This window comes from Saccharopolyspora oryzae, from assembly GCF_027853915.1.
Taxonomy (GTDB): Bacteria; Actinomycetota; Actinomycetes; order Mycobacteriales; family Pseudonocardiaceae; genus Saccharopolyspora; species Saccharopolyspora oryzae.
In genome coordinates this window covers 134,618-159,131 of record NZ_JAQGLA010000012.1, presented here as the reverse complement: position 1 = coordinate 159,131, position 24,514 = coordinate 134,618, and the positions used below count along the sequence as shown (strand labels likewise).

Annotated in this window: 22 protein-coding genes, 1 pseudogene and 1 riboswitch; of the genes and pseudogenes, 4 read left to right on the top strand and 19 right to left on the bottom strand. The window is 70.5% G+C overall.

The annotated features are described in order from the left end of the window. From OU415_RS11500 to OU415_RS11440, 13 genes and pseudogenes are all read right to left on the bottom strand, one after another. A partial coding sequence (locus OU415_RS11500; RefSeq protein WP_270948638.1) for an ATP-binding cassette domain-containing protein occupies positions 1–574 on the bottom strand: 574 nt, incomplete at its 3' end. Positions 575–723: 149 nt separating this feature from the next. Next, positions 724–1,680, bottom strand: a complete 957-nt coding sequence (locus tag OU415_RS11495) for a 4-(cytidine 5'-diphospho)-2-C-methyl-D-erythritol kinase (protein WP_270948648.1) — start codon at positions 1,678–1,680, stop codon at positions 724–726. Positions 1,681–1,810: 130 nt separating this feature from the next. After that, entirely contained in the window at positions 1,811–2,617 is an 807-nt protein-coding gene (locus tag OU415_RS11490; RefSeq protein ID WP_270948637.1) for a MetQ/NlpA family ABC transporter substrate-binding protein, read from the bottom strand. A gap of 89 nt (positions 2,618–2,706) precedes the next feature. After that, positions 2,707–3,390, bottom strand: a complete 684-nt coding sequence (locus tag OU415_RS11485; RefSeq protein ID WP_270948636.1) for an ABC transporter permease subunit — start codon at positions 3,388–3,390, stop codon at positions 2,707–2,709. Beyond that, positions 3,387–4,406, bottom strand: a complete 1,020-nt coding sequence (locus OU415_RS11480; protein ID WP_270948635.1) for a methionine ABC transporter ATP-binding protein — start codon at positions 4,404–4,406, stop codon at positions 3,387–3,389. Before OU415_RS11480 ends, OU415_RS11485 begins: the two co-directional genes overlap by 4 nt. An 88-nt stretch (positions 4,407–4,494) precedes the next feature. After that, positions 4,495–4,653, bottom strand: a complete 159-nt coding sequence (locus tag OU415_RS11475) for a hypothetical protein (RefSeq protein ID WP_270948634.1) — start codon at positions 4,651–4,653, stop codon at positions 4,495–4,497. Positions 4,654–4,657: 4 nt separating this feature from the next. Next, positions 4,658–4,745: riboswitch (SAM riboswitch) on the bottom strand. Between the two features lie 173 nt (positions 4,746–4,918). Then, positions 4,919–5,788 carry a 16S rRNA (adenine(1518)-N(6)/adenine(1519)-N(6))-dimethyltransferase RsmA gene (gene rsmA / locus OU415_RS11470; protein WP_270948633.1) on the bottom strand — a complete coding sequence of 290 codons (870 nt, stop codon included), beginning with the start codon at positions 5,786–5,788 and terminating at the stop codon, positions 4,919–4,921. Positions 5,789–5,887: 99 nt separating this feature from the next. Further along, positions 5,888–7,390, bottom strand: coding sequence for a resuscitation-promoting factor (locus tag OU415_RS11465; protein WP_270948632.1), 1,503 nt, complete (start codon positions 7,388–7,390; stop codon positions 5,888–5,890). A 592-nt stretch (positions 7,391–7,982) separates the two neighbouring features. Next, a pseudogene (locus OU415_RS11460) lies at positions 7,983–8,228 on the bottom strand (transglycosylase family protein); the annotation flags it as partial. Between the two features lie 285 nt (positions 8,229–8,513). Further along, a complete protein-coding gene (locus tag OU415_RS11455) occupies positions 8,514–9,353 on the bottom strand; it encodes a TatD family hydrolase (RefSeq protein WP_270948630.1) in 840 nt (279 codons plus the stop codon). A gap of 115 nt (positions 9,354–9,468) precedes the next feature. Continuing rightward, positions 9,469–11,262, bottom strand: a complete 1,794-nt coding sequence (gene metG, locus OU415_RS11450; RefSeq protein ID WP_270948628.1) for a methionine--tRNA ligase — start codon at positions 11,260–11,262, stop codon at positions 9,469–9,471. Between the two features lie 68 nt (positions 11,263–11,330). Further along, positions 11,331–12,179: a lipase family alpha/beta hydrolase gene (locus OU415_RS11445; RefSeq protein WP_270948627.1), complete on the bottom strand. Its 849-nt coding sequence runs from the start codon at positions 12,177–12,179 to the stop codon at positions 11,331–11,333. 116 nt (positions 12,180–12,295) lie between these two features. Then, positions 12,296–13,318: a DUF4185 domain-containing protein gene (locus OU415_RS11440; protein ID WP_270948626.1), complete on the bottom strand. Its 1,023-nt coding sequence runs from the start codon at positions 13,316–13,318 to the stop codon at positions 12,296–12,298. Between the two features lie 92 nt (positions 13,319–13,410). Here OU415_RS11440 and OU415_RS11435 point away from each other — a divergent pair, with 92 nt between their 5' ends. Continuing rightward, a complete protein-coding gene (locus OU415_RS11435; RefSeq protein ID WP_270948625.1) occupies positions 13,411–14,691 on the top strand; it encodes an aminodeoxychorismate synthase component I in 1,281 nt (426 codons plus the stop codon). A 70-nt stretch (positions 14,692–14,761) separates the two neighbouring features. Here the strand turns inward: OU415_RS11435 and rsmI are convergent, their stop codons facing one another. Next, positions 14,762–15,598 carry a 16S rRNA (cytidine(1402)-2'-O)-methyltransferase gene (rsmI, locus tag OU415_RS11430; protein WP_270948647.1) on the bottom strand — a complete coding sequence of 279 codons (837 nt, stop codon included), beginning with the start codon at positions 15,596–15,598 and terminating at the stop codon, positions 14,762–14,764. Between the two features lie 227 nt (positions 15,599–15,825). On the opposite strand from rsmI, the gene OU415_RS11425 reads away from it, so the two are divergent. After that, positions 15,826–17,400 (top strand): dolichyl-phosphate-mannose--protein mannosyltransferase, encoded by a 1,575-nt coding sequence (locus tag OU415_RS11425; RefSeq protein WP_408641837.1) that lies wholly within the window; start codon positions 15,826–15,828, stop codon positions 17,398–17,400. A 45-nt stretch (positions 17,401–17,445) separates the two neighbouring features. On the opposite strand, the gene OU415_RS11420 is transcribed toward OU415_RS11425, so the two are convergent. Then, the gene (locus tag OU415_RS11420; RefSeq protein WP_270948624.1) at positions 17,446–18,171 is read right to left on the bottom strand and encodes an ABC transporter permease; all 726 of its coding nucleotides are present in this window, start codon (positions 18,169–18,171) and stop codon (positions 17,446–17,448) included. Further along, positions 18,168–19,061, bottom strand: coding sequence for an ABC transporter ATP-binding protein (locus OU415_RS11415; protein WP_270948623.1), 894 nt, complete (start codon positions 19,059–19,061; stop codon positions 18,168–18,170). The genes OU415_RS11420 and OU415_RS11415 overlap by 4 nt, the downstream gene beginning before the upstream one ends. 134 nt (positions 19,062–19,195) lie before the next feature. On the opposite strand from OU415_RS11415, the gene OU415_RS11410 reads away from it, so the two are divergent. Continuing rightward, positions 19,196–20,374 (top strand): sensor histidine kinase, encoded by a 1,179-nt coding sequence (locus OU415_RS11410; RefSeq protein ID WP_270948622.1) that lies wholly within the window; start codon positions 19,196–19,198, stop codon positions 20,372–20,374. Further along, positions 20,371–20,967, top strand: coding sequence for a response regulator transcription factor (locus OU415_RS11405; RefSeq protein WP_270948621.1), 597 nt, complete (start codon positions 20,371–20,373; stop codon positions 20,965–20,967). Before OU415_RS11410 ends, OU415_RS11405 begins: the two co-directional genes overlap by 4 nt. A 43-nt stretch (positions 20,968–21,010) precedes the next feature. On the opposite strand, the gene lat is transcribed toward OU415_RS11405, so the two are convergent. From lat to OU415_RS11390, 3 genes are all read right to left on the bottom strand, one after another. Next, the gene (lat, locus tag OU415_RS11400) at positions 21,011–22,378 is read right to left on the bottom strand and encodes an L-lysine 6-transaminase (RefSeq protein WP_270948620.1); all 1,368 of its coding nucleotides are present in this window, start codon (positions 22,376–22,378) and stop codon (positions 21,011–21,013) included. Between the two features lie 159 nt (positions 22,379–22,537). Next, positions 22,538–22,915 (bottom strand): ankyrin repeat domain-containing protein, encoded by a 378-nt coding sequence (locus tag OU415_RS11395; RefSeq protein WP_270948619.1) that lies wholly within the window; start codon positions 22,913–22,915, stop codon positions 22,538–22,540. A 138-nt stretch (positions 22,916–23,053) separates the two neighbouring features. After that, on the bottom strand, positions 23,054–24,511 hold the full coding sequence (locus OU415_RS11390; RefSeq protein ID WP_270948618.1) for a catalase: 1,458 nt from the start codon (positions 24,509–24,511) through the stop codon (positions 23,054–23,056). Between the last annotated feature and the right edge of the window lie 3 nt (positions 24,512–24,514).

The window sequence follows — 24,514 nt, the reverse complement described above, 5'->3', positions numbered from 1 at the left end:
TGTCGCACACCCGCTCCACCAGGTACCGGTCGTGCGAGACGACCACCAGCGTGCCCGGCCAGGTGTCGAGCAGGTCCTCCAGCTGCTGGAGGGTGTCGATGTCCAGGTCGTTGGTCGGCTCGTCCAGCACCAGCAGGTCGATGTCGCGGACCAGCGCGGCGGCCAGCGCGACGCGGCGGCGCTCGCCACCGGAGAAGTCCTTGACCGGGGTGTCCAGCCCGAGCCTGGTCATGCCGAGCCCGCTGAGCACCGAGCGGACCTTCGCGTCGGCGGCCCACTCGTGCTCGGCGGTGAAGCCGTGCGGGTCGAGCACGGCGTTGCGCACGGTGGCGTCCTCGGGGAGCTCGGTGCGCTGCGTGACCACGGCCATCCGCAGGTCGCGCGACTGGCTCACCCGGCCGTCGTCCGGTTCGGCGAGACCGGCGAGCACCTCGAGCAGCGTTGTCTTGCCGCCGCCGTTGAGCCCGACGACCCCGACCCGCTCGCCAGCGGACACGCCGAGGGACACGCCGTCCAGCAGCGGGCGCACGCCGTAGCTCTTGTGGACCGATTCGAGATTGACCAGGTTCACCATCGAGTGATCGTCTACTCCATCAACTGCGTTGCGTGGTCAGGGGTCGACCACAGTTTCAATGGAAACTGTGATCCGCCGTGCCTGGGTTCCGCAGTTTCAATTGAAACTGTGGAATGGGACGCCCGGAGCATCACCCGCCAGGCTGACACCTAGGCGTGGACCTGGGGCGGGGTGGGTCGGTGGGCCGGTTCCTCGGACACGAGCTTCGCGCCCGGCACCGGGCCGTGGGCCACCCGGACCGTCCGGCACACGCCCGCGCCGGAGAGCTCCGCCGCCACGCGCACCGCGGCGTCCGCGTCCGTGCACAGGAAGGCGCAGGTCGGACCGGAGCCCGAGACGATGCCCGCGAGCGCACCCGCCTGCACGCCCGCGCGCAGCGTGCGGCGCAGACCCGGGCGCAGCGACACCGCCGCGGCCTGCAGGTCGTTGCCCAGCAGCAGCGCGAGCTGGCGGGGATCTCCGGAGGCCAGCGCCTCCAGCAGCGGCTCGACCTCGCCGACGCGGTTCGGCCGGGACTCCGCCCGCAGCCGGTCCAGCTCGCCGTACGCGGCGGGGGTGCTCAGGCCTTCCTTGTCGAGCGCGATCACCCAGTGGAAGGTGTGCCGGGCCAGCACCGGCACCAGCCGCTCGCCGCGGCCCGTGCCCAGCGCGGTGCCGCCCTGCAGGGAGAACGGGACGTCGCTGCCCAGCTTCGCGGCGAACTCGCTGAGCTCGTCGCGCCCCAGTTCGAGCCGCCAGAGCTGGTTGAGCGCCAGCAGCGTCGCGGCCGCGTCAGCGCTGCCCCCGGCCATGCCGCCGGCGACCGGGATGCCCTTGTTGATCGACACCCGCACGCCGGGTTCCTCCGGGTCCCGACCGCTGTGCTCGGCGAGCAGCCGCACCGCCTTCCAGGCCAGGTTGGTGGCGTCGGTGGGCACCGAGTCGGCGCCCTCGCCCTGCACGTCGATGCCGGGTTCCTCGGCCGCCAGCACGGTGACCTCGTCGGTCATCGACAACGCTTGGAAGACGGTGACCAGCTCGTGGTAGCCGTCCGGCCTCGCATCGCCGACCGACAGGTGCAGGTTCACCTTCGCCGGAACGCGAACGGTGATGGGGGTAGGAACCACGGAGAGCACAGCTAAAGCCTACGTGTCCCCGGAACCCCACCGCTTACTTCCCTGCACACGAGGCCGGAAACGGTGGAGGGCACCGACCGGGCCGTGGCCCGGAGGGTGCCCTCCACCGCTGTGCGACCGGTCAGGAAGCCGGGATGACGGCGACGCCGCCCCACTTCTTGTTGATGAAGTCCTTGACCTCCGGGGAGCGCAGCAGCTCCGCCAGCTTCGCGATCCGCGGGTCCTTCGCCAGCGCCGGGGTGGTCACCAGGCCGTTGGCGTACGGGTTGTTCTCCGGGCTCTCCACGATGACCGGGTCCTTCAGGTTGGCCTTGATCGCGTAGTTGCCGTTGACCACCGCGGCGGCCGCGTCGTCGACCGAGCGCGGCAGCTGGTCCGGCGACAGGTCCTTGAAGTCGATGTTCTTCGGGTTCTCCGCGATCGCGTCCGCCAACCGGGTGCCGACCGAGGCCTCCGGCTTGAGCTTGATCAGCCCGCCCTGCTCCAGCAGCTTCAGGCCGCGGAACTGGTTGGCCGGGTCGTTGGACAGCGTCACGGTCGCGCCGTTCGGGATGTCGTTCAGCGACTTGAACTGCTTGGAGTACGCCGCGAGCGGCTCCAGGTGCACCGGCGCGACCCACGCGAAGTCGCCGCCGCGCTGCTGGCGGTACTCGTCGAGGTAGGGCTGGTGCTGGAAGTAGTTCGCGTCCAGCTCGCCGTGCGTCAGCGCCTCGTTGGGCCGGTTGTAGTCGTCGAACTTGGTGATCTCGATCTGGATCCCGGCCTTCTCGGCGAGGTTGTCCTTGACGTACTCGAGGATCTCGCCGTGCGGGGTCGGGTTGACGCCGACGCGGATGGGCGCGTTGGGGTCCTCGGCCGCGGACGTGCCACCGCACGCGGTCAGCGCCAGACCGGCGGCAGCCACCAGGGCAGCGAAGCGCAAACGCATCAGGGATTGTCCTTTCTGGACGTGCAGAACGGGAAAGGTCCCGAACGAAGGGGGAATCGGGTCCTCGGACCCGTGAAGTTCCGGGGGGATCAGCCGGCCGCGACGCGGCGGCGGTCGACCAGCTTGGCCGTGAGATCCGTGATCAGCTGCATGGCGAAGGCCAGCACCGCGAGCACCACGACGGAGCCGTACAGCAGCCGGTCGTCGTACCCCTGGTAGCCGTCCTGGATCGCCGTCGTGCCCAGGCCACCGCCGCCGATCGCGCCCGCCATCGCGGCGTAGCCGATCAGCGCCACCGCGGTGACGCCGACGGCGCCGACCAGCGCGGCCCGCGCCTCGCCGAGCAGCACCGTCCACACGATCCGCAACCGGCTGGAGCCGGTGGTGATCGCCGCTTCCACGACGGTGAAGCTGACCTCGCGCAACGCGTTCTGCGTCAACCGCGCGAAGAACGGCACCGCACCGATGGTCAGCGGCACGATCACCGCGGTGCTGCCGATCGACGTGCCGATCAGCAGCCGGGTGAAGGAGGCCAGCACCACCAGCAGCACCACGAACGGCACCGAGCGCACGACGTCGACGACGACGCCGAGCACCCGGTACAGCACTGGCTTCGGGTTCAGCCCGACCGGCGAGCTCAGGTGCAGCAGAACTCCCAGCGGCAGGCCTCCCAGCACTGCCAGCAGGGTGGAGATCAACACCATGTAGAGCGTGCCGAGCGTTGCTTCACCGAGAACCGAGAAGACCTCCGACCAGGGGGTCACATCACTCACGCAGCAACTCCGTCAACACAAACCGGGGCGCGGCGCACGTGCGCGTCCCGCTCGACCATCCACTTCAGGGCGGACTCGGAGCGCTCACCGCTCAGGCCGACCTTGAACTTGGCGACCGGCGTGTCACCGAGGCGGGTCAGCCCGCCACCGAGGATCGCCAGCTCCACGCCGAACCGGCTCGCCGCCTCCGGCAGCAGTGCCCCGACCGCGGCGAAGCCGACCAGCACGACCTCGGCGACCACGTCGTGGCGGCCGTCGGACGGGCGCAGCGGCTCGGCCTGGTCGGTGGCGGGCAGCAGCGAGGAGCTGACCCGGCTGCCGGGCTCGGAGACGAGGTCGAGCACCTTGCCGTGCTCCACCACGCGACCGTCCTCCAGCACCGCGACGTCGTCGGCGATCTTGCGCACCACGGCCATGTCGTGGGTGACCACCAGGACGGTGACGCCGAGTTCGGCGCGGGCGCGGTCCAACACGGTCAGCACCGAGTCGGTGGTGCCGGGGTCCAGCGCGGAAGTCGGTTCGTCGGCCAGCAGGACCGACGGCTTGGCGGCCAGCGCCCGGGCGACCGCGATCCGCTGCCGCTGCCCGCCGGAGAGCTGGTCGGGGTAGACCGAAGCCTTGTCGGACAGGCCGACGAGGTCCAGCAGCTCGCCGACGCGGGTGCGCCGCTGCGGCCCGGACACGCCTGCCGCCTCCAGCGGCAGCGCGACGTTGCCCGCGGCTGTGCGCTGGCGCAGCAGCGAATCCCCTTGCGGGACAACGCCGATCTGCCGGCGAGCGGCGCGCAGGGCACGGCCGTCCAGGGAAACCAGGTCGGTGCCGTCCACCCGGATGGCGCCCGAGTCCGGCTTCTCCAGCAGCGCGATGCACCGCGCCAGCGTCGACTTGCCGGCACCGCTCGGGCCGACCACACCGCACACCGCGCCGGCCGGAACCTCCATGGTGACGCCGTTGAGGGCGCGCACGGACCCGTTGCCGCTCTGGAAGGACTTGGTCAGGTTCTCGACTGTGATCACGATCGACTCCACATCAGCTCGCGACGGCCGCGCTCCACCGCGGGAGCAGCGGGCCAGGGAACTTCGGAAACGGAGGAAAGGGGCTGGGTCACATCGCGCGACGACAGGCGGTGGTGGTGCGTCGCCCGTGGTCGATGACGCGACGCTGCGTCAGCAGCCTCCGGATGTGGCTTTGCGACGACGATCCGGCCAGCAGCACGGGGGTGTCACCCGCAGGCGGACTGGCTAACAGCGCGTTGGAATCCACAGCTACTCCATCGGTCCTGGCGTTAGCACCTGCCCATCGGGTGGTTGCTGCGGCGTCGCGGAGCCAGGTCTCTCGGCCGCTCGGGATGGATTTCCCGAATAGTAGAACCCACTGGCGGATTCCAGCGCAAGTTGATAGTCGTCACTTTCTGGAATCGTTCGCCAAATCACACACCCGGACGAGCAGGAAACCCCTGGACATCAAGGGATGCGGGTGACCCGGAGTAGCGGCCCGGTTCCGCTTGGCAAGCGCCCAGACGGGTGGATCAGGCAGCGCCGTCGGCAGCCGCGGCTTCCGCGATGCGAGCGAAATCAGCGATCTGCAGCTGCTCCCCGCGAGCCGTCGGCTCGACGCCGGCAGCGCGCAGCAGGGCCTCCGCGCGCGCCGCGGAACCGGCCCAGCCGGACAGCGCGCTGCGCAACGTCTTGCGCCGCTGGGCGAACGCCGCGTCCACGACGCGGAAGACGTCCTCGCGCCGCGCGGTCGACGGCGGGTCGACGCGCCGGAACGACACCAGCCCGGAGTCCACATTGGGCACCGGCCAGAACACCTTGCGCGGCACCGGACCCGCCCGCCGCACGTCGGCGTACCAGGCGGCCTTGACGCTCGGCACGCCGTAAACCCGGCTGCCGGGTTCCGCGGACATCCGGTCGGCGACCTCGGCCTGCACCATGACCAGCCCGTGCTGCAGGCTCGGCAGCTCCGCCAGCAGGTGCAGCACGACCGGAACGGCCACGTTGTAGGGCAGGTTCGCGACGAGCGCGGTCGGCGGCACGGGGAAGTCCTCAGCACGCACGCGCAGCGCGTCGGCCTCGATCACGGTAAGCCGGTCGGCCAACCCCGGCGCGAACTCCTCGGCGGTGCGCGGCAACCGCGCAGCGAGCACCGGATCGATCTCGACCGCGGTCACCGCACCAGCGGCCGGCAGCAGCGCGAGCGTCAGCGAGCCGAGCCCGGGCCCGACCTCCAGGGCGACGTCGTCAGCGGTGACCGACGCCGAGGACACGATGCGCCGCACCGTGTTCGGGTCGTGCACGAAGTTCTGCCCGAGCTTCTTCGTCGGTCGAATGCCCAACTCCCCGGCCAGCCGACGCACGTCGGCCGGGCCGAGCAGCGCCGCCTGCTGGTCGTCCACAGTCAAAAACTACCCGCACCCCCCACCACCACCCCGAGCAGGTGCCGAACGCCGTGAAGGGCACCTCCAGGCTTCTGGAGGTGCCCTTCACGGGAGGAGTCAGCTCAGGCCGAGCTTGGAGGAGCAGCCGGGCCAGGCGCCGTAGCTGCCGCCGCGGGCTGCGCGGACCTTCTCCGCGATCGCGATCTGCTGGTCGCGGCTGGCCTGGTGCGGGTACGGGGCGTACTGGTCGCCGCCGTAGGCGTCCCAGGTGGACTTGTCGAACTGCAGGCCGCCGTAGTAGCCGTTGCCGCTGTTCATGGCCCAGTTGCCGGTCGCCTCGCACTGCGCGAGCTTGTCCCAGACACCGCTGGCGCTGCTCGGCGGCTGCTTGCCGCCGACGCGCACGACCTTCTCCTGCGCTTCCTTGGTGACCTTCTCGCCGACCGTCTCGCGGTTGACCTCTTCGCCGTTGCGAGTGGTCACGCGGGTGGTCACGATCTTCTCACCGGGCACGCCGGGGAACTCGACCCGCTCCTCGCCCTTGAACATCGAGTTGTCGACGATCTCGCGGACCGGCGGCTCGACGGGCATCGTCACGTTGATCACCGTGCTGCTGTTGCGCACGATGCTGACCTCGGCACCGCTGACCAGCCGCTGGTCGCCGCCGGGCGTGATGGTGTCCTCGGCGCCGAGCTTGAGGTTCTGCTCCTTGACCAGCTCGTCGATGTTCGCGGCGGTCGTGGTGATCTTGCGCGGCTCGTTGGCGCCGTCGATGACGGTGATGTCCTTGCTGGTCTTGATGACCAGCTCCATGCCGTCCGAGGGCACAGCCATGCCGCGGTCGGCGGACAGCCAGGCGCCGTCGGTGGGCACGCCGAGCTGCTGCAGCGCCTGCCCGACGGTGACCGAGCGGACCCACTCCTCGCGGATCTCGCCGTCCACGTTGAGCTTGAGCAGGCGACCGCGGTCGAGGGTGATGGTGTCGCCGTGGCCGACCTTGGCCTGCGGGGACGGGCTCAGCGCGTCGTGCGGGCCGACCGCGATGCCCTCTTCGGCGAGGACCTCGCCGACGGTGCTGTCGAAGGTGTTGACGGTGGTCTCGTGCCCGTCGACCTCGACGGTCACCGACTTGTCCATCGCGGCGGCCGCGCCGCCGGTGCCGGTGAGGGTGAGCAGCACGCCGGCCACCGCACCCTTGAGGAAGCGCCGCTTCCAGGTGGTGACCGCTTCGACGACCTCCGCGGGCGGAGCCTCGCTCTCCTCGGCCTCCGGGAGCGCGTCCGGGATGACCAGGGGCGGCAGGACGGTGGTCTCGGCGTTGATCAGCCGGATGACCTCGTCGACGTCGATCTCGGCGGTGGCGAGCATGTCCTCGGCGTCGGGTCCGAGGGCCTCGTAGATGTCCGCCGGGGTGATGTCCAGAGCACCCGGCGGGAAGCTGGGGTGGTCCTCGGCCGGGTAGGCCGGGTACGCGTCGTCGGGCCGCTCCAGCAGGCCGACGGCGGTGTGCTGCTCGGCCGGGCCCACCGGGGTGAACCAGTCCGTCGCAGAGTCGAAGGAATCGGCCCAGTAACCCTCGGTCCGATGACCGGGATAGCTGGGTTCGCCGCGTCCGTTCACAGGGTCGCTACCTCCCGAAGGCGGAAGTCGCGCTGGTGCGGGACGAGGATCGCGTCGGGCGAGACCATGTCTTCGCTCAACTCCTCACTCCCGGCAGGCGCACAACCTTCGTGCTTCGTGTCTGTATCCGACTCCCGCAAGCCAACTGCCGTCCAGCCGACCGGGGCGTCCTGTGCTCCGGCCCGCTTCCCCGACGTACACCGGCGAGACTAACGGGCGTTCCCCATGACTGGTTGTCATCGGTTACGAGGCCGAGACTCTAGCGTGATCAATGGGTGCAGCCAAGAACCCCGCTCGCCGCTGTGATCTGGGTTACGCCGGTTTGCCGGGCAACCAACCACGATCAGTTAGCTAAATCGCCCGAATTTGCCCCGTTCGGAGGTACCGAAGCAGGTGCGTTAACTGGTTAGCGAAGGCGTTCTGGTGACATATCACACGGGCCCGACGCCGACTGTTAGCGCAGCAAAACGGCCGTTTTCCGGCCTCCGTGGCGAGAAGACGACACGAGCCCGGCTCGAGCGCGCTGCGTGCTCGAGCCGGGCTCCCCTCCCCTCACCGTGGGATCTCTACGTCCCAGGGCGAGTCGTTCCCCTCATCTCGGCAGTCCCAACTTGCGCGCGCAGGCGGGCCAAGCCGAGTAGCCACCTCGATCCGCGCGCAAGGACTCGGCGATGGCGATCTGCTGCTCTCGCGTCGCCAGGTGCGGCAAGCGCTGGAACTGCTCGCCGCCGTAGGCCCGCCAGGTCGAGCGGTTGAACTGCAGGCCGCCGTAGTAGCCGTTCCCGGAGTTGATCGCCCAGTTGCCACCGGACTCGCACTGCGCCAGCCGGTCCCAGACTCCGGCGGCCTCGGCAGTGCTCGGCGACACCGCCGCGCCCGTCACCGCGCCGGAGAGCACGATGGCCGCAGCCGCGGTCGACTTCGCGAAAATACGGAACTTCATCGCAATCCTGACTGCTGTGCCTCCGGGCAGGAGGGCCTCCGCCTAGCAGCGGCGGAGTTCGGGGGATGCCCTCCATCCCGGCTTCCGAAGTGGACGGTAAGGAGGGCGCAGCGGACTGCAAGCGGGCGCGGTCGAACGCCCAATATCAAGAAACTGCCGGTGAACGGATGCGGCCCCGGGTTACACCGGATCGAGCGCGAAGAGCCGCTCGGCCGTGGCGGTGGTCGCTACGACGAGTTCTTCCAGTGTCATGCCACGGAGTTCGGCAAGATCCCGCAAGGTGTAATTGACGCAGTACGGCTCGTTCGGCTGTCCCCGGAAGGGGTGCGGGGTCAGGAACGGCGCGTCGGTCTCCACCACCATCTGCTCCAGCGGCACCAGCTGAGCCGCCTCGCGCAAGCCCTTGGCGTTGGCGTTGCGGAAGGTCGCGGTGCCGGCGAACGACAGCACGTACCCCGCGCGCACGCACGCGCGCGCGAAGTCGGCGTCCCCGGAGAAGCAGTGGAACACCACCTTCTCCGGCGCTCCCTCCTCCTCGAGGATCCGCAGGATGTCCTGGTGCGCGTCGCGGTCGTGGATCATCAGCGGCTTGCCGCTGCGCTTGGCCAGGTCGATGTGCCAGCGGAACGCCTCCTGCTGCGGCTCCGGCGGCGAGTAGTCCCAGTAGTAGTCGAGGCCGGTCTCGCCGACCGCGACCACCCGCGGGTGCTCGACGAGCTCCTCCAGCACGCCGCGCTCCGCATCGGCGAAGTCCTTGGTGCGGGTCGGGTGCAGCGCGACGGCGGCGAAAACCCGGTCGTCCCAGGTGGCCGCCTCGACCGCCCACTGGGCGGAGGCGATGTCGTCGGCGACCGTCACGACCCGGCCGATGCCCGCGGACTCGGCGCGGTCCACAATGGCCCGCACCTCGTCGGGCGTCTTCGCGCCGCAGGCGTCCAGGTGGGTGTGGGCGTCCACCGCGAGCGCCGGCAACGCCTCCGGCACCGGCGGCAGCTCCCGCTTCCGGTCCCGCTTGCTCATCGCACCCCTCCCAATACCGGCGGCACCCAGGTCGTCGACCGCGAGTTCCGGTCGTTCAGCACGGGTGAGGGGCACCCGCGACCGATCGGCCGCGGATGCCCCTCGACAAGACGGATCAGCTCTCGATCGGGGCCCACTCGGGGCCCGTCTCGCCGAGCTTCGGGTCGAGCTTGGCGAACAGCGGCGTCGGCTTGTTCAGCGGGCGGCCCACCTCGATGTCGGTGGACTCCCACTTCGCCTGCTCGGCCGCGTACTCGCCCATCAGCACCGGGTACTCGATGCTCGCGTCGTCCAGGTCCTGCACCTCGCGGATCTCCGGCTGCGCCGCCCAGACCCCGGTGCCGCCCAGCAGCTCGTGCACCTTCTGCGCCGAGTGCGGCAGGAACGGGGTGAGCAGCGTGTTGGCGTCGGAGACCACCTGCAGCGCGGTGTGCAGGACGGCGTCGCGCCGGTCCGGGTCCTCCTTGAGCTTCCACGGCTCCTGGTCGGACAGGTACTTGTTCGCGGCCGAGACCACCCGCATCGCCTCCTGCGAAGCGGCCTTGAACCGGGACTGCTCCAGGTGCTTGCCGACCGTCTCGAAAGCGTTGCGGGACAACGTCTTCAGCTCCTGGTCGGCCGCCTGCGGGGCGGTCGGGGCGGGCACCGCGCCGTTGTTCTTCGCGGCCATCGAGATGGAGCGGTTGACCAGGTTGCCCCACTCGTTGGCCAGCTCGAAGTTGGTGCGGCGGACGAACTCGTCCCAGGTGAAGTCGGTGTCCTGGTTCTCAGGGCCGGCCACCGAGATGAAGTAGCGCAGGGTGTCCGGGCCGAACTCGCGCAGGAAGTCCCGCACGTAGATCACCGTGCCGCGGGAGGTGGAGAACTTCGACCCGCTCATGGTGAGGAACTCGCTGGAGACGATCTCGTCCGGCAGGTTCAGCTCGCCGAACGGGCCGGGCGTGCCGCCCTTGTCGCCCTGGCCGTTGTGGCCCATCAGCAGCGTCGGCCAGATCTGGGCGTGGAAGGTGATGTTGTCCTTGCCCATGAAGTAGTAGCCCTTGGCCGACGGGTCGGTCCACCACTGCTTCCAGGCGTCGGCGTCACCGGTCCGGCGGGCCCACTCGACGCTGGCCGACAAGTAGCCGATCACCGCGTCGAACCACACGTAGAACCGCTTCATCGGCTGGTCGCGCCAGCCGTCCAGCGGGATCGGCACGCCCCAGTCCAGGTCGCGGCTGATCGCGCGCGGCCGCATGTCCTCGACCAGGTTCTGCGCGAACTTGAGCACGTTGGGCCGCCAGCCGGTGCGGGTCGACAGCCACTTGCCCAGCGACTCGGTGAAGGCGGGCAGGTCCAGGAACAGGTGCTCGGTCTCGACGAACTCCGGCTTCTCGCCGTTGATCCGCGACACCGGGTTGATCAGGTCGGCCGGGTCGAGCTGGTTGCCGCAGTTGTCGCACTGGTCGCCGCGCGCGCCGTCGTAACCGCAGATCGGGCAGGTGCCCTCGATGTAGCGGTCGGGCAGCGTGCGGCCGGTGGACGGGCTGATCGCGCCGGTCGTGGTCTTGGGCAGCACGTAGCCGTTGCGGTGCAGCGCGAGGAAGATCTGCTGGACGACCTCGTAGTGGTTGCCCGTGGTGGTGCGGGTGAACAGGTCGTAGGACAGCCCGAGGCCCTGCAGGTCCTCGGCGATGACCCGGTTGTACTTGTCCGCGAGCTGACGCGTGGTCAGGCCTTCGTTCTCGGCCTGCACCGAGATCGGGGTGCCGTGCTCGTCCGTGCCGGACACCATGAGGACCTGGTTGCCCGCCATTCGCTGGTAGCGCGAGAAGACGTCCGAGGGCACACCGAAGCCGGAGACGTGGCCGATGTGCCGCGGACCGTTGGCGTAGGGCCAAGCCACAGCGGTCAACACAGAGGCACTCATAGCGACCAGCCTACGGTTCGAGCAGGTGTGACCTCGAACGGGTTCCTGGTTCCGCCCGCGCGATCAGGTCAGCAGCGGACCGGGCGGGCGTTGGCCGGATCCAGGGCGTTCAGGACGAGGTCGGCGACGTGGGGGTTGAAGGCGACCGCGACGTGTTCGGAGTAGTCGTTCGGGCAGACGTCCTGGAGGACGGTGTTGGTCGCGTTGGGGGCGTCGAGGTAGCCGCTGGTGTACGGGGTGACCAGCTGGTCGTACTTCGTCATGATCGTCGTGTACTCGACGCCCGGGACCGCCGCGCCGCCCTCGTTGAGCTTCTGCATGAAGTCGGAGCCCTTGAAGAACTGCCGGCACGCGCCGCACAGCTCGTCCGGGATCTGGCCGACGACCGGGATCTCCTCGGCGATCCGGTCGAGCAGCTCGGTGGTGTTCTGCAGCGTGGTGCCGTCGTAGAGCGGGGTGATCGCGACGTAGCGCTGAACCTCGTCGGCGCCGCCGAGGAACTTCAGGTAGTACTGCGGCATCACGGTCCCCTCGGAGTGGCCGACCAGGTCGACCTTCTCCGCACCGGTCGCGGCCAGCACCTCGTCCACGAAGGCCGCGAGCTCGGGGGCGCTCTCCTCCATCGGCGAGAAGCCGCCGGTGAGCGGCGGCACCAGCGGTGGGCGTCCGTAGGTCAGCGCGAACACGCAGTAGCCCTCGTCGACCAGCTTCGGCCCCAGGTACGCCCAGTTCGTCGGGGCGGATCCGCCGAGGCCGTGCACCAGCACCACGGGCGTCGGGTGCTGCTCGCTGGGCTGGCAGCTCCAGTCGTTGACGCCGGGCGGGGCGGGCTCGACGTTGGCTGGCGCGGCAGCCGCCGGGGTCGCCGTGACCGCGAGCAGCGCCGCCAGTCCGGCCAGGACACCTCTGATCCGCATGTTCCGACCTCACCTCGTCGCGGGGCGTTTTCCGAAACACAACGGACTCGGATCGCCGAGGTGACGCGACGCGCCTGATCGACCGCCGAGTTCACCCGTACGCGCGCCGGGGCGGGTCAGGCGAGGTCGGCGCGGAAGAGGTCGACGTTGTAGGGACCCCACTGGGTCAGGGTGAAGTGGATCGCCGGGCCGTCGGCGGACCACGGGTGCTGGTAGCCGCCGTAGAGGGCGGGGTACTGGGCGCCGGAGACGAGGACCTCGCCGTCGGTCCACGGGCCGGTCAGCTCCGGGGCCGTGCGCAGCACGATCGCCGCGCGGTGCTCGTCCAGGTGGACCGCGAACCACTCCCCGAAGTGGCTGTTGAACTGCACGGACAGCTCTGCGACCGGGGCGCTGAGCACCGGTTCGGCGGCGTACGCGTCGCTGCTCCAGCCGGTGCCGGTCCAGTACTCGTACGCCGCCGGTTCCAGCAGGCCGTCGGCGTCGACGCGGGCCAGGTGCCCGGCGCCGAACCGCCCGCTCGGCGTGCCGAGGAGGTGCACGCGGCCGTCCACGACCCCGGCGAAGCCGATCATCTGGAACGGGTGGCCGCCCGGGTTCCGCCGCCGCAAGCGGCTCCACCAGCGCTGGCCGCGGTTCGGCCAGACCGCCGTCGTCGACTTCGCCCAGGTCAGCCCGCCGTCGTCGGAGTAGGCCAGCGCGCCGTAGTTGGTGTGCCACACGCCCGGCATCCCCCAGCGGCGCACGGACATGTAGTGCAGGTAGTTGCGGCCGCCGACGGCGATGCCGGCGGTCGGGATGACGGTGTGCTCGCGGCAGCCGGGGTCGCCGGGCAGGCACTGACCAGCGGTTCCGTCATCGCGCGGGAAGACCCAGTCGAACTTCAGCCCGGCGTCGAGATCGGTGTTGGTGGACCGGGCGATGACGTTGAACCGCCAGTCGGCGTGCTTGGGCCCGGCGCCGTGCCCGCCCCAGCCCTCGCCGTAGGTGTCGCCGAACGCGACCAGCACCCCGCCCCGCCCGTCGTCCCACAAGATCCCCAGGTCAGTCGCGGTGATCCCGAACCGGCTGGCGGTGCGGTTGACCGAATCCTCGCCGGTGATCCGGGTGAGCCTCGTCGCACCCAACACGCGCACCATGCCGACACCGTACGCGGAAATGATGTTTCCGCAGGCAAGGAAGGCTGTTGGCGGCCGTGGGCCTTGATGTCGGGCAGGGCCATACTGGCGCCGTGCCCGTCCTCACCCAGCCGATCGACGGGACGGCGAGCGCCGAGCAGGTGCTGCGCCGTCTCGCGGTTCGCGCGCGCCGCCGCGGACTGCCTCCGCCCGCCGCGCTGACCGGCGACTGGTTCGGCGGCTCCGCCGTCCTCGCACCGTCGGTGCGGATCGACGCCGTCCCGCCCGAGCGCGCCTTCACGACGTTGGACACCGCTGCGACGTCCGCCGAGCCCGGCACGGTCGGCGGCGGCTGGATCGGCTACCTCGGTTACGGGCTCACCGATCCCGGCCAGCACCTGCACCCCCGCCGGCTGCCGACGGCCGCGTGGGGGTGGGCCGATCACGTGCTCCGACGCGACTCGAGCGGGCAGTGGTGGTTCGAGGCGCTGGGCGGGGTTCCGCCCGAGCTGATCGCCGAGCTCGCCGACCTGGTCCGCGCGGAGGACCCGCCGCCTGCCGGGTGGACGGCCGGGCCGGTGCGGGGCCCGGATCCCGACGAGCACGGCAAGGCCGTTCTGGGCTGCGTCGAGGCGATCGGCGCGGGCGAGATCTTCCAGGCCAACATCTGCAGCCGCTTCGAGGTGCCGTTCGAGGGCGATCCGCTGGAGGTGTTCGCCGAGGGCAGTTCGCGTTTCCGGCCGGCGCGGGCGGCGTACGTGGCCGGGCGGTGGGGCGCGATCGCGTCGCTGTCCCCCGAGCTGTTCCTGACCCGGCGCGGGCGCGTGGTGCACTCCAGCCCGATCAAGGGCACGCTGCCGCGCCGCGGCCCGCAGGACGACGGCAACGCCGACCTGCTGCGTTCGTCCGCGAAGGACATCGCGGAGAACGTGATGATCGTGGACATGGCGCGCAACGACCTGGGCCGCGTCGCCGAGGTCGGGCGGGTCACCGTGCCGCGGCTGCTGGACGTGCAACCGCACCCGGGCGTGTGGCACCTGGTTTCGGACGTGCGGGCGGAAGTCCCCGAAGACCTGCCGAACTCGGAGCTGCTGGCGGCGACGTTCCCGCCCGCCTCGGTGACGGGTGCGCCGAAGGTGCGGGCGCTGGAGATCATCGCCGAGCTGGAGTCGCAGCCGCGCGACGTCTACTGCGGCGCGGTCGGCATGTTCTCGCCGGTCGCGGGCCTGGAGCTCAACGTGGCCATCCGAACCCTGGAACACGCCGACGGACTGTTCCACCTGGGCGTCGGCGGCGGGATCACCGCCGACTCGGACCCGAACCTCGAATGGCGCGAAGTCCTCGCCAAAGCCGCCCCGGCCCTGGCCCTCCTCACCCCGGACGACCGCCCCTAGCTCGTCCCCCGACGCAAATGCAATGGAAATCGGAGGTCCGATTTCCATTGAATTTGCGGACCACGGTGGGTCAGCGGCGGGCGGCTAGGACCGCGTCGTAGAGCTCCTTCTTCCGGACGCCCGAGAGCTCCGCGACCTCCGCCACCGCGTCCTTCAGGCGCATGCCTTCCGCTGCGCGCTGCTCCACCTGGTCCACCAGCTCCGCCGGGTCCGACGGCGCCGCCGGCTCGGCTCCGCCGAGCACCACGGTGATCTCCCCGCGGACGCCTTCGGCGGCCCAGTCCGCCAGCTCCGCGAGGGTGCCGCGGCGGATCTCCTCGTAGGTCTTGGTCAGCTCGCGGCACACCGCCGCGCGCCGCTCCCCGCCGAGCACCTCCACGGCGTCGGCCAGCGCGTCGGCGAGCCGGTGCGGCGCTTCGAAGAACACGCAGGTCCGCTCTTCCGCGACCAGCCGGCCGAACCAGCGCCGCCGCTCCCCCTGCTTGCGCGGCGGGAAGCCGTCGAAGCAGAAGCGGTCGGACGGCAGCCCGGACACCGCCAGCGCGGTGGTGACCGCGGACGGCCCCGGCAGGCAGGTCACCGGCAGCTGCGCCTCGATGCACGCCGTCACCAGCCGGTACCCGGGGTCGGACACGCTGGGCATGCCGGCGTCGGTGACAAGCAGGACCGTGCGTCCCTCGCGCAGAGCGTCGAGCAGCATCGGGGCTCGTGCGGACTCGACGGCCTCGTAGTAGCTGACGACCTTGCCGGTCAACGCGACTTCGAGGGAGCTGGCCAGCGCCCGGACCCTGCGGGTGTCCTCGGCGGCGACGACGTCGGCCGAGCCGAGCGCCTCGATCAGCCGCGCGGAGGCGTCGCGGATGTCCCCGAGGGGCGTGGCGGCGAGCAGCAACGTGCCGGAGTCCATGACCGCCAAGCCTAATGACGACAGCACCCCGGCTCCCCGCCGGTCATCACCCCGACGCGCCCCGGCATGTCGGGCCGACGACACGCCCGTGGACCGCAGTTTCAATTGAAACTGCGGAACCCAGGCACGGGAAATCGCAGTTTCAATTGAAACTGCGAGCCCCCGGTACGAGCGACCTGCCCCGTCGCCGGACCGGGAGGAGCTCTTGTCTCCTACGATCGGGGGTCGTGAGCGTCCTCGTCCCCAATCCCGGTGGCCGCAGCGCCGACGACCTCGTCCACGTCGGCCGCACACCACCGGCGCGGCAACCGGGCGAGAGCGATCCGCTCCCGCTGCTGGACGTGACGATGCCCTCCGACCGGCTCCGCGGCTGGCTCGTCACCCTCGCGATCACGCTGGTCGCCGTGGTCGTGCGGCTGTGGGATCTCGGCCGGGCGACCAACGAGGGCACGCCGGTCTTCGACGAGAAGCACTACGTGCCGCAGGCGTGGCAGATGCTGCGCAACGGCGGCTACGAGGACAACCCCGGTTACGAGCTCGTCGCGCACCCGCCGGTCGGCAAGCAGATGATCGCGATCGGCGAGTGGCTGCTGGGCTACAACCCGTGGGGCTGGCGGATCGTGGCCGCGCTGAGCGGCGCGCTGATGGTGCTGCTGGTCGTGCGCATCGCCCGCCGGATGACGCGCTCCACGATGCTCGGCGCGATCGCCGGCATCCTGCTGATCTGCGACGGGGTCAGCCACGTGCAGTCCCGCGTCGGGATGCTCGACATCTTCCAGGCGATGTTCCTGCTGGCCGCGTTCGCTTGCCTGCTGGTGGACCGCGACCAGGTGCGCAGCCGGATGTGGCAGGTCTGCGTGGACGGCAGGCTGGCCGACAGCCGCTGGGGTCCGCGGCTGGGGTTCCGCTGGTGGCGGTTCGGCGCGGGGCTGATGCTCGGGCTGGCCTGCGGCGTCAAGTGGAACGGCATCTACTACATCATGGCGTTCGGCCTGCTCAGCGTGATCTGGGATGCGCTGGCCCGGCGTTCGGCCGGGGTGCCGCGCCCGTGGCGGGCCGCGCTGCTGCGCGACACCGCGCCCGCGCTGTGGTCGCTGGTGGCGATCCCGCTGCTGGTGTACTTCGGCACCTGGGCGATGTGGTTCGCCAGCGAGACGGCCACCGACCGGCACGCCGTGCTCCTCCACGACGACGTCGGCGCCGGGTTCCTGCCGGATCCGCTGCGGTCGCTGATCTTCTACCAGCTCAACGTGCTGGACTTCCACACCCACCTGGTGACGCCGAAGACGCCGCACCCGTGGGAGTCCAAGCCGTGGGCGTGGCCGATGGGCATGCGCCCGATGCTCTACTACTACGAGTCCGGGATGCCGGGCTGCGGCCGGGCCAACTGCGTCGAGGCGACGATGCTGATCGGCACGCCGGCGATGTGGTGGCTGTCGCTGCCGGTCGCGGGCTGGGCGGTCTGGCGGGCGACGAGCCGGATGGACTGGCGCTACGCCGCGGTGCTGGTGGGCTACGGCGCGGGCTACCTGCCGTGGTTCCTCAACCTGGACCGCCAGATGTACTACTTCTACGCGACGCCGCTGGCCCCGTTCCTGGTCCTGGGCATCGTGCTGGTGCTGGGCGAGGTCCTCGGCACCCGGCAGCACAACTTCGAACGGCGCCGGACCGGCCTGCTCGCGGTGGCCCTGTACGTGGGCCTGGTGGTCGCGAACTTCATCTGGCTCTGGCCGGTCCTCAACGGCGACCCGATCACCCCGGAGCACTGGCAAGCGGAGCTCTGGCTCCCCTCCTGGCGCTGAGGGCCGGTTTCGCGAGACCCCCGAGCTCGCGAAACCGGCTGCCGCTCAAGCGCGGGGTTCCCAGCGGAACCAGGTGCGGGAGAGCAGCGCCAGCAGGGCCGTCCAGCCCAGGAGGGAGCCGAGGGCCGGGAGGACGTCCAGCGCGCTTGCGCCGGTCATCGCCGCGCGCGCCAGGTCCATCACGCCGCTGCTGGGCACGAGGTACATCTGCGGCGCGACCTCGGCGCTCATCGACAGCCACACCGCTCCGCCGATCAGCACCATGAACCAGGGCATGGTGGTGATCTGCGCCTGTTCCGAGCTCGCGGTCCAGGCGCTGGTGGCCGCGCCCGCTGCCAGGAACATCGCGGTCCCGAGCAGCACGGCCAGCACCAGCGGGAGCGGGTTGACCGGTGTCGGGGCGCCCATGGCGAAGGCGATGGCGATCACCACCGCGGTTTGAGCGAGTCCCAGCAGGACCACCGGTAGCAGCAGCCCGCCCAAGACCACCGCGTCCGACACCTCTCCGCTGCGCAGCCGCTTGAGGTAGCGGTCCTCGCGGCGGCTGGCCAGGGTCGCGGTCGTGGTGAAGTAGACGGTGAAGCCCTGGACGGCCAGCAGCTGCATGCCCAGCGCTCCGGCCCAGGCGAGCGGGCCCGCGCCGTCGGGGATGTGGTTGGCCAACGCGAATCCGAGCAGCAGCGGCACGGTCGTCGCGCTGAGCAGCACGGCCTTGTTCCGCGACAGCAGCTTCCACTCCGTGCGCCCGAGGGCGAGAACAGCCGAAGTCATGCGACCAGTGCCTCCTCACGAACGCCCTGGAAGACGTCCTCCAGCGATGCGTGGTGCGCGCGCAGACCGCTCAGCTCGAGCCGGCCGTCCGCCCACGACAGCAGTGCGTGCAGGTCCTGTTGCAGGTCGGGGGTGCGGACCTCGACGTGCGTGCCGGTCACGGTCGCCGTCCCGGCCAGCGGTGGCAGCACCGCGTCGCGCTGGACGTCGAAGGTGATCCGCGCGCGGTGCGCGGCCAGCACGTCGACCAGCCGACCGGACACCGCGATCCGCCCCTCGTGCATGATGGCCAGTCGGTGCGCGAGCCGTTCGGCCTCTTCGAGGTAGTGCGTGGTCAGCAGGACGGTGGTGCCGCGCGCGAGCAGTCCGCGCACCAGGTCCCAGGTGGCGCGGCGGGATTCCGGGTCCATCCCGGTGGTCGGCTCGTCGAGGAACAGCAGGTCCGGGTCGCCGAGCAGGGCGAGCGCCAGGTCGAGGCGACGGCGCTCGCCGCCGGAGAGCTGCCGGACGCGCACCGCGCGCCGCCCGGCCAGCCCGACCGCGGCCAGCGATTCGTCCACATCGGACGGGCGACTGGTCAGCGCGCTGCCCAGTTCCGCCGCTTCGAGCACCGTGAGGTCCCCGGCGAAACCGCCTTCCTGCAGCATGATGCCGATGCGGCGGCGGATCGAGCGGTCCTGCCGCGGGTCCTCCCCGAAGACCCGCACGACTCCGCCGCTCGGCTCCCGGTGCCCTTCGATGGTCTCCAGCGTGGTCGTCTTGCCGGCGCCGTTCGTGCCGAGCAGGGCGAACAGCTCACCGGCCTGCACGTCGAAGTCGATCCCCCGGACTGCCTCGAACTCGCCGTAGCGGCAGCGCAAGCCCTGCACGCTGATCACTGGTGTCGTCATGGGAACCAGCGTCGCCGGGCCGGAAGTGCGCCGGTAGCGCGTTCCGTCAGCGCTCGGGCGCAGTTCTGTCAGCGAAATCGATGACTCATGTCATTTCGATCGGCCGATCGCCGGGAATGTCCGATGCTGTACCCGTGACGACCCCCGAGTTCGACCCCCGCCGCATCCGGCGCCTGCGCCGGTACACGTGGTGGTCGATCGTGCCGATGCAGCCGTTCTACGTGCTGGCCCCGCTGCTCCTCCTGCTGGTCGGAGCTTCGAAGGGCCGCTACAGCACCGTCGAGGTGGTGCTGCTTGCGGTGGTCGCGGTGCTGGCCGCGATCGACGGCACGTGGATGGCCACCAGCCTCATGCAGGGCCTCGGGCACGGGAAGCACCGCCCGGTGGTGCACGTCGTGGTGTTCGCCGCCGCGATGGCCGCGATGGCCTACACGATGCACAAGGACGGCAGCGGTGCGCTGTGGTCGATGGTGGTCAGCGGCCTGGCCGGGGTGCACGTCTCGGCCGCGCCGTACCGGCTGCGCTGGCCGCTGGCGATCGGCACCGCGCTGGCGGTGGCGGTGATCGGCACGTTCGCGAGTTCGCCGGGCGACCCGCTGCGCGGGCTGATTCCCGGCGTCTTCACCGCCGTCCTGGTGTCCATCGTGATGTCGCTGGTGCTGGCCGCGGTGTGGTTCTGGGACATCGTGCTCGAGCTCGACCGGGCGCGGACGGTCAGCGCCGAGCTGGCGGTCGCCAACGAGCGGCTCCGGTTCGCCGCCGACCTGCACGACATCCAGGGCCACCACCTGCAGGTGATCGCGTTGAAGGGCGAGCTGACCGAGCGCCTGGTCGGCCACGACGACGCGGCGGCGCGCGCACAGGCCGCCGAGATCGCCGAACTCGCCCGCACCGCGCTGAAGGACACCCGCGACGTGGTGCACGGTTACCGCGGCAGCAAGCTGACCGCCGAGCTCGACAACGCCCGCGAGATCCTGGAAGCCGCCGGGGCCAAGACCACTGTGGACGGTGACGCGACGGCGGTGCCGCCACCGCTGCAACCGCTGTTCGGCGCGCTGGTGCGCGAGGGCACGACGAACGTCCTGCGCCACTCGCGCGCGGAGAACTGCCGGCTCAGCATCGCCGTCGAGGGTGCGCGCACCAGCATCGTGCTGCGCAACGACCGCGTGAAACCGCCGAACGGAGAGGCGGGTTCGGGCATCGACGGGTTGCGCCAGCGGTTCAGCGCGATGGGCGGTCACGTCGAGGCGAGGCTGGTGGACGATTGGTTCGAACTGCGCGGAACCGCCGCGGAACCGGGGAGGACGTCGTGATCCGAGTGGTGCTGGCCGACGACGAGGACCTGATCCGAGGTGCCCTCGCGGCGCTGCTGGACCTGGAACCGGACCTGTCCGTCGTCACCCAGTGCAGCAACGGATCGGAGGGGGTCCGCGCGGTGCGCGAGCACGCGCCGGACGTCGCGGTGTTCGACCTGGAGATGCCCGAGCTCGACGGCGTGCAGGCCGCCCGCCAGATCGGCGCGGAGGTGCCGGTCGTGCTGGTCACCCGGCACGCGCGCCCCGGCGTCCTGAAACGCGCCCTGCAGGCGGGGATCCGCGGTTTCGTCCCCAAGACGACGCCCGCATCGCGGTTGGCGGTGATCCTGCGCGACGTGCACGACGGCGGTCGCTACATCGACCCGGAGATCGCGGCCAGCGCGCTCACCAGCGACGCCTGCCCGCTCACCGACCGGGAGCTGGAACTGCTCACCCACACCCTGCAGGGCGGCACGATCGCCACCATCGCGACGGCGGTCCACCTCGCCCCGGGCACGGTTCGCAACTACCTCTCCTCGGCGATGACGAAGCTGGGCGTCTCGACCCGGCACGAAGCCGCCCGAAAGGCCTGGCAGGAGGGCTGGATCTGACGGTGCGGGGCGCCTCGGCCGAGGCGCCCCGCACTCGCTGCGGTCAGGCGAGGTCGGCGAGGGTCTTGCGGAGTGCCGCGACCGCCTCGACCAGCTCCTCCGGGCGGGCCGAGAGCGGCGGGCGGGCGCGCAGGGAGTCCGGACCGGACGGGAGGAACAGCGTCTTGTAGCTGTCCCGGGCGATCGCCAGGGCCCGGTCCCGCTGGGCCGGGTCGTGGAAGGTGATCGCGCACATCAGGCCGCGGCCGCGCGGGGCCTTGACCAGCGACGGGAACTCCGCCGCCAGGTCGCGCAGCTCGCCGAGCAGCAGCTCGCCCATCTGGCGGCTGTGCTCGAGCAGCCCCTCGGCCTCGACGACCTCGAGGATGCGGGTCGCGCGGACCATGTCGACCAGGGAGCCGCCCCAGGTGGAGCTGATCCGGCTGGGCTCGCGGAACGCGTTGTCGGCGATCTCCAGGACCCGGCGCCCGCCCATCACGCCGCACACCTGGAGGCGCTTGCCGAACGCCACCAGGTCCGGTTCGAGGCCGAGCGCCTGGTGGGCCCACGCCTGACCGGTCAGCATGCCGGTCTGCACCTCGTCGGCGACGGTGAGCACGTCGTTCTCCCGGCACAGCGCCTGCACCGCCTGCAGGAACTGGGGGCGCAGGTGGCGGTCGCCGCCCTCGCCCTGGATCGGCTCGTAGACGAAGCAGGCGATCTCCCGGCCGTAGCGCTGCACGGCGGCGCGCGCGGCGTCGAGGGCCACCACTTCCTCGGGCAGCAGTTCGGCGCTGTCCCAGCGCTCCCCCGGTTCGATCGCCGGGCTGGGGATGCGCGGCCAGTCGAACATCGGGTAGTCGCGGATCTTCGTCGGGTCGGTGTTGGTCAGCGACATCGTGTAGCCGCTGCGGCCGTGGAAGGCCTTCTCCAGGTGCAGCACGCGGGAGCCGCGCACGCCGATCCCCTTGCGCGCGTTGACCTTCGTCTTCCAGTCGAAGGCCACCTTCAGCGCGTTCTCCACGGCGAGGGTGCCGCCGTCGATGAAGAACAGCAGCGGCAGCTCGTCGATGCCGACCACGCGCCGGAACGTCTCGGCGAAGCGGGCTTGCTCGAACGTGGCGAAGTCCGGGTTGGACGGCTTCACCCGGCTGGCGCGCACCAGCGCGGCCTCGAACTCGGAGGTCCGCAGGCCGGGGTGGCCGTGCCCGAGCGGCGCCGAGCTGAAGAACATCGTCAGGTCGAGGTACTCGGTGCCGTCGCGCGCGTCGCGCAGCTTGCAGCCATCGCCCGCGTCGAGGTCCACGACGATGTTCATCAGGTCGCCGGTGACCTGCGCTTTCAGGGCCTCCACGACGTCGGTCCCCGCCTCGCGCGGCGCGGGTACGCCAGTCGGTGCCACGTCGCGAACGGTCTCGTGCTGAGCGGTCATCTTCGGCCTCCCGGACGCCGTGTCACGCATCACTTGTCAACAAGAATTACATCAGGGTTGCGAGAAGAAGCAACATCTTTCCGACAAGACTGCGTGAAGGCGAAAGATTTTCTTTCGCTGGCGGCAGGAGGGTCCCCGACCTGCGGGGAAGGGCACGGCTCAGCCGAGGAGGTGTTCGCGGCCGAACATGGTGGCCGCGGCGCGGGCGCTGGGCGTGCCCGCATCGAGGTCGGCGCCCGCTTCGCGGAGCACCCGCACGACCTCTTCTTCACCCTTGAACAGCGCTCCCGCGATGGGCGACTGGTCGCGGTCGTTGCGCAGGTCCGGATCGGCGTCGCGGTCGAGCAGCGCGCGCACAGTGCCGGCGTGGCCGTGGTAGGCCGCGAGCATGAGCAGGCTGTTGCCCGCTTCGTCCGTCGTGTTGACCGGCAGGCCGTGGTCGACGAACTCCAAGAGCTGCTCGGTCCGCCCTTCGCGCGCCAGGTCCATCGCCAGCTCCACGACGCGCTGGACCTGCTCCGGGGTGAGTCCGCTCATGAGTCCTCCTGGTCAGAACAAGGATCGGGGCGGCGGCCGCCAAAGCGACCGCCGCCCCGCTACTGGGTCGTCCGACAGGCTCTCAGCGCCTGACTTCGCTACCCGCACCGCCACGCAAAACGAGTTCTATAAAAGTTCTCAGAGCTCGCCCGCGGCGAGCGCCTCGATGGCCTTGCGCACGCCCTCGCCGTAGGCCGGGTCGGCCTTCGTGCAGTTGGCGATGTGGCGCTCCTTGGTGGCCTCGGAGGCACCGTCGATGGCCCGCGCGGTGTTCTCGAACAGCACCTGCTGCTGCTCCGCCGACATGCTGCGGAACAGGTTGCCCGGCTGCTCGTAGTAGTTGTCGTCGTCCTCGCGGTAGTTGAACCGGTCGGCGACGGCGCCCACGGCCTGGGCCGGGTCGCGGTACGCCGGCTGCTCCTGCCAGCGGCCGTAGGAGTTCGGCTCGATGGCCGGGGTGCCGCCCTGGTTGATCCGCATGGCGCCGTCGCGGTGGAACGAGTTCACCGGGTTCTTCGGCGCGTTGACCGGGATCTGGTGGTGGTTCACGCCCAGGCGGTAGCGCTGTGCGTCACCGTAGGAGAACAGCCGGCCCTGCAGCATCCGGTCCGGGGAGAAGCTGATGCCCGGGACCACGTTGGCCGGGTTGAAGGCGGCCTGCTCGACCTCGGCGTGGTAGTTCTCCGGGTTGCGGTTGAGCTCCCACTCGCCGACCTCGATCAGCGGGTAGTCCTTCTTCGACCAGACCTTGGTCAGGTCGAAGGGGTGGAAGCGGTAGTTCTCCGCGTCGGCCTCCGGCATGATCTGCACGTACAGCTTCCACTTCGGGAAGTCGCCGTTCTCGATCGACTCGTACAGGTCGCGCTGGTGCGACTCGCGGTCCTTGCCGACCAGGGCCTCGGCCTCGGCGTCGGTCAGGTTCTTGATGCCCTGCTGGGTGCGGTGGTGGAACTTGACCCAGAACCGCTCGCCCTCGGCGTTGATGAAGCTGTAGGTGTGCGAGCCGAAGCCGTGCATGTGGCGGTAGGACGCCGGGATGCCGCGGTCGGACATCACGATGGTGACCTGGTGCAGCGCCTCGGGCAGGTTCGTCCAGAAGTCCCAGTTGTTCTCGGCGTTGCGCATGTTGGTGCGCGGGTCGCGCTTCACCGCGTGGTTAAGGTCCGGGAACTTCAGCGGGTCGCGGAAGAAGAACACCGGGGTGTTGTTGCCGACGAGGTCCCAGTTGCCCTCTTCGGTGTAGAACTTCACGGCGAAGCCGCGGATGTCGCGCTCGGCGTCGGCCGCACCGCGCTCACCGGCGACGGTGGAGAACCGGACGAACAGGTCGGTCTTCTTGCCGACCTCGGAGAAGATCTTCGCGCTGGTGTACTGGGTGATGTCGTTGGTCACCGTGAAGGTGCCGAACGCGCCCGAACCCTTCGCGTGCATCCGCCGCTCCGGGATGACCTCGCGGTCGAAGTGCGCCAGCTTCTCCAGGAACCAGACGTCCTGCAGCAGCATCGGGCCGCGCGGACCGGCGGTCAGGGAGTTCTGGTTGTCCGGGACCGGGGCACCGGCCACCGTGGTCAACGGTTTCTGGTTGTTCTCAGTCAAAAC

Coding starts and splice junctions, on each gene's coding strand:
- OU415_RS11490 (WP_270948637.1), bottom strand. CDS start 2,617: ATGCGTTTGCGCTTCGCTGCCCTGGTGGCTGCCGCCGGTCTGGCGCTG.
- OU415_RS11455 (WP_270948630.1), bottom strand. CDS start 9,353: ATGAGCAAGCGGGACCGGAAGCGGGAGCTGCCGCCGGTGCCGGAGGCG.
- metG (WP_270948628.1), bottom strand. CDS start 11,262: ATGAGTGCCTCTGTGTTGACCGCTGTGGCTTGGCCCTACGCCAACGGT.
- OU415_RS11445 (WP_270948627.1), bottom strand. CDS start 12,179: ATGCGGATCAGAGGTGTCCTGGCCGGACTGGCGGCGCTGCTCGCGGTC.
- OU415_RS11440 (WP_270948626.1), bottom strand. CDS start 13,318: ATGGTGCGCGTGTTGGGTGCGACGAGGCTCACCCGGATCACCGGCGAG.
- rsmI (WP_270948647.1), bottom strand. CDS start 15,598: ATGGACTCCGGCACGTTGCTGCTCGCCGCCACGCCCCTCGGGGACATC.
- OU415_RS11420 (WP_270948624.1), bottom strand. CDS start 18,171: ATGACTTCGGCTGTTCTCGCCCTCGGGCGCACGGAGTGGAAGCTGCTG.
- OU415_RS11415 (WP_270948623.1), bottom strand. CDS start 19,061: ATGACGACACCAGTGATCAGCGTGCAGGGCTTGCGCTGCCGCTACGGC.
- lat (WP_270948620.1), bottom strand. CDS start 22,378: ATGACCGCTCAGCACGAGACCGTTCGCGACGTGGCACCGACTGGCGTA.
- OU415_RS11395 (WP_270948619.1), bottom strand. CDS start 22,915: ATGAGCGGACTCACCCCGGAGCAGGTCCAGCGCGTCGTGGAGCTGGCG.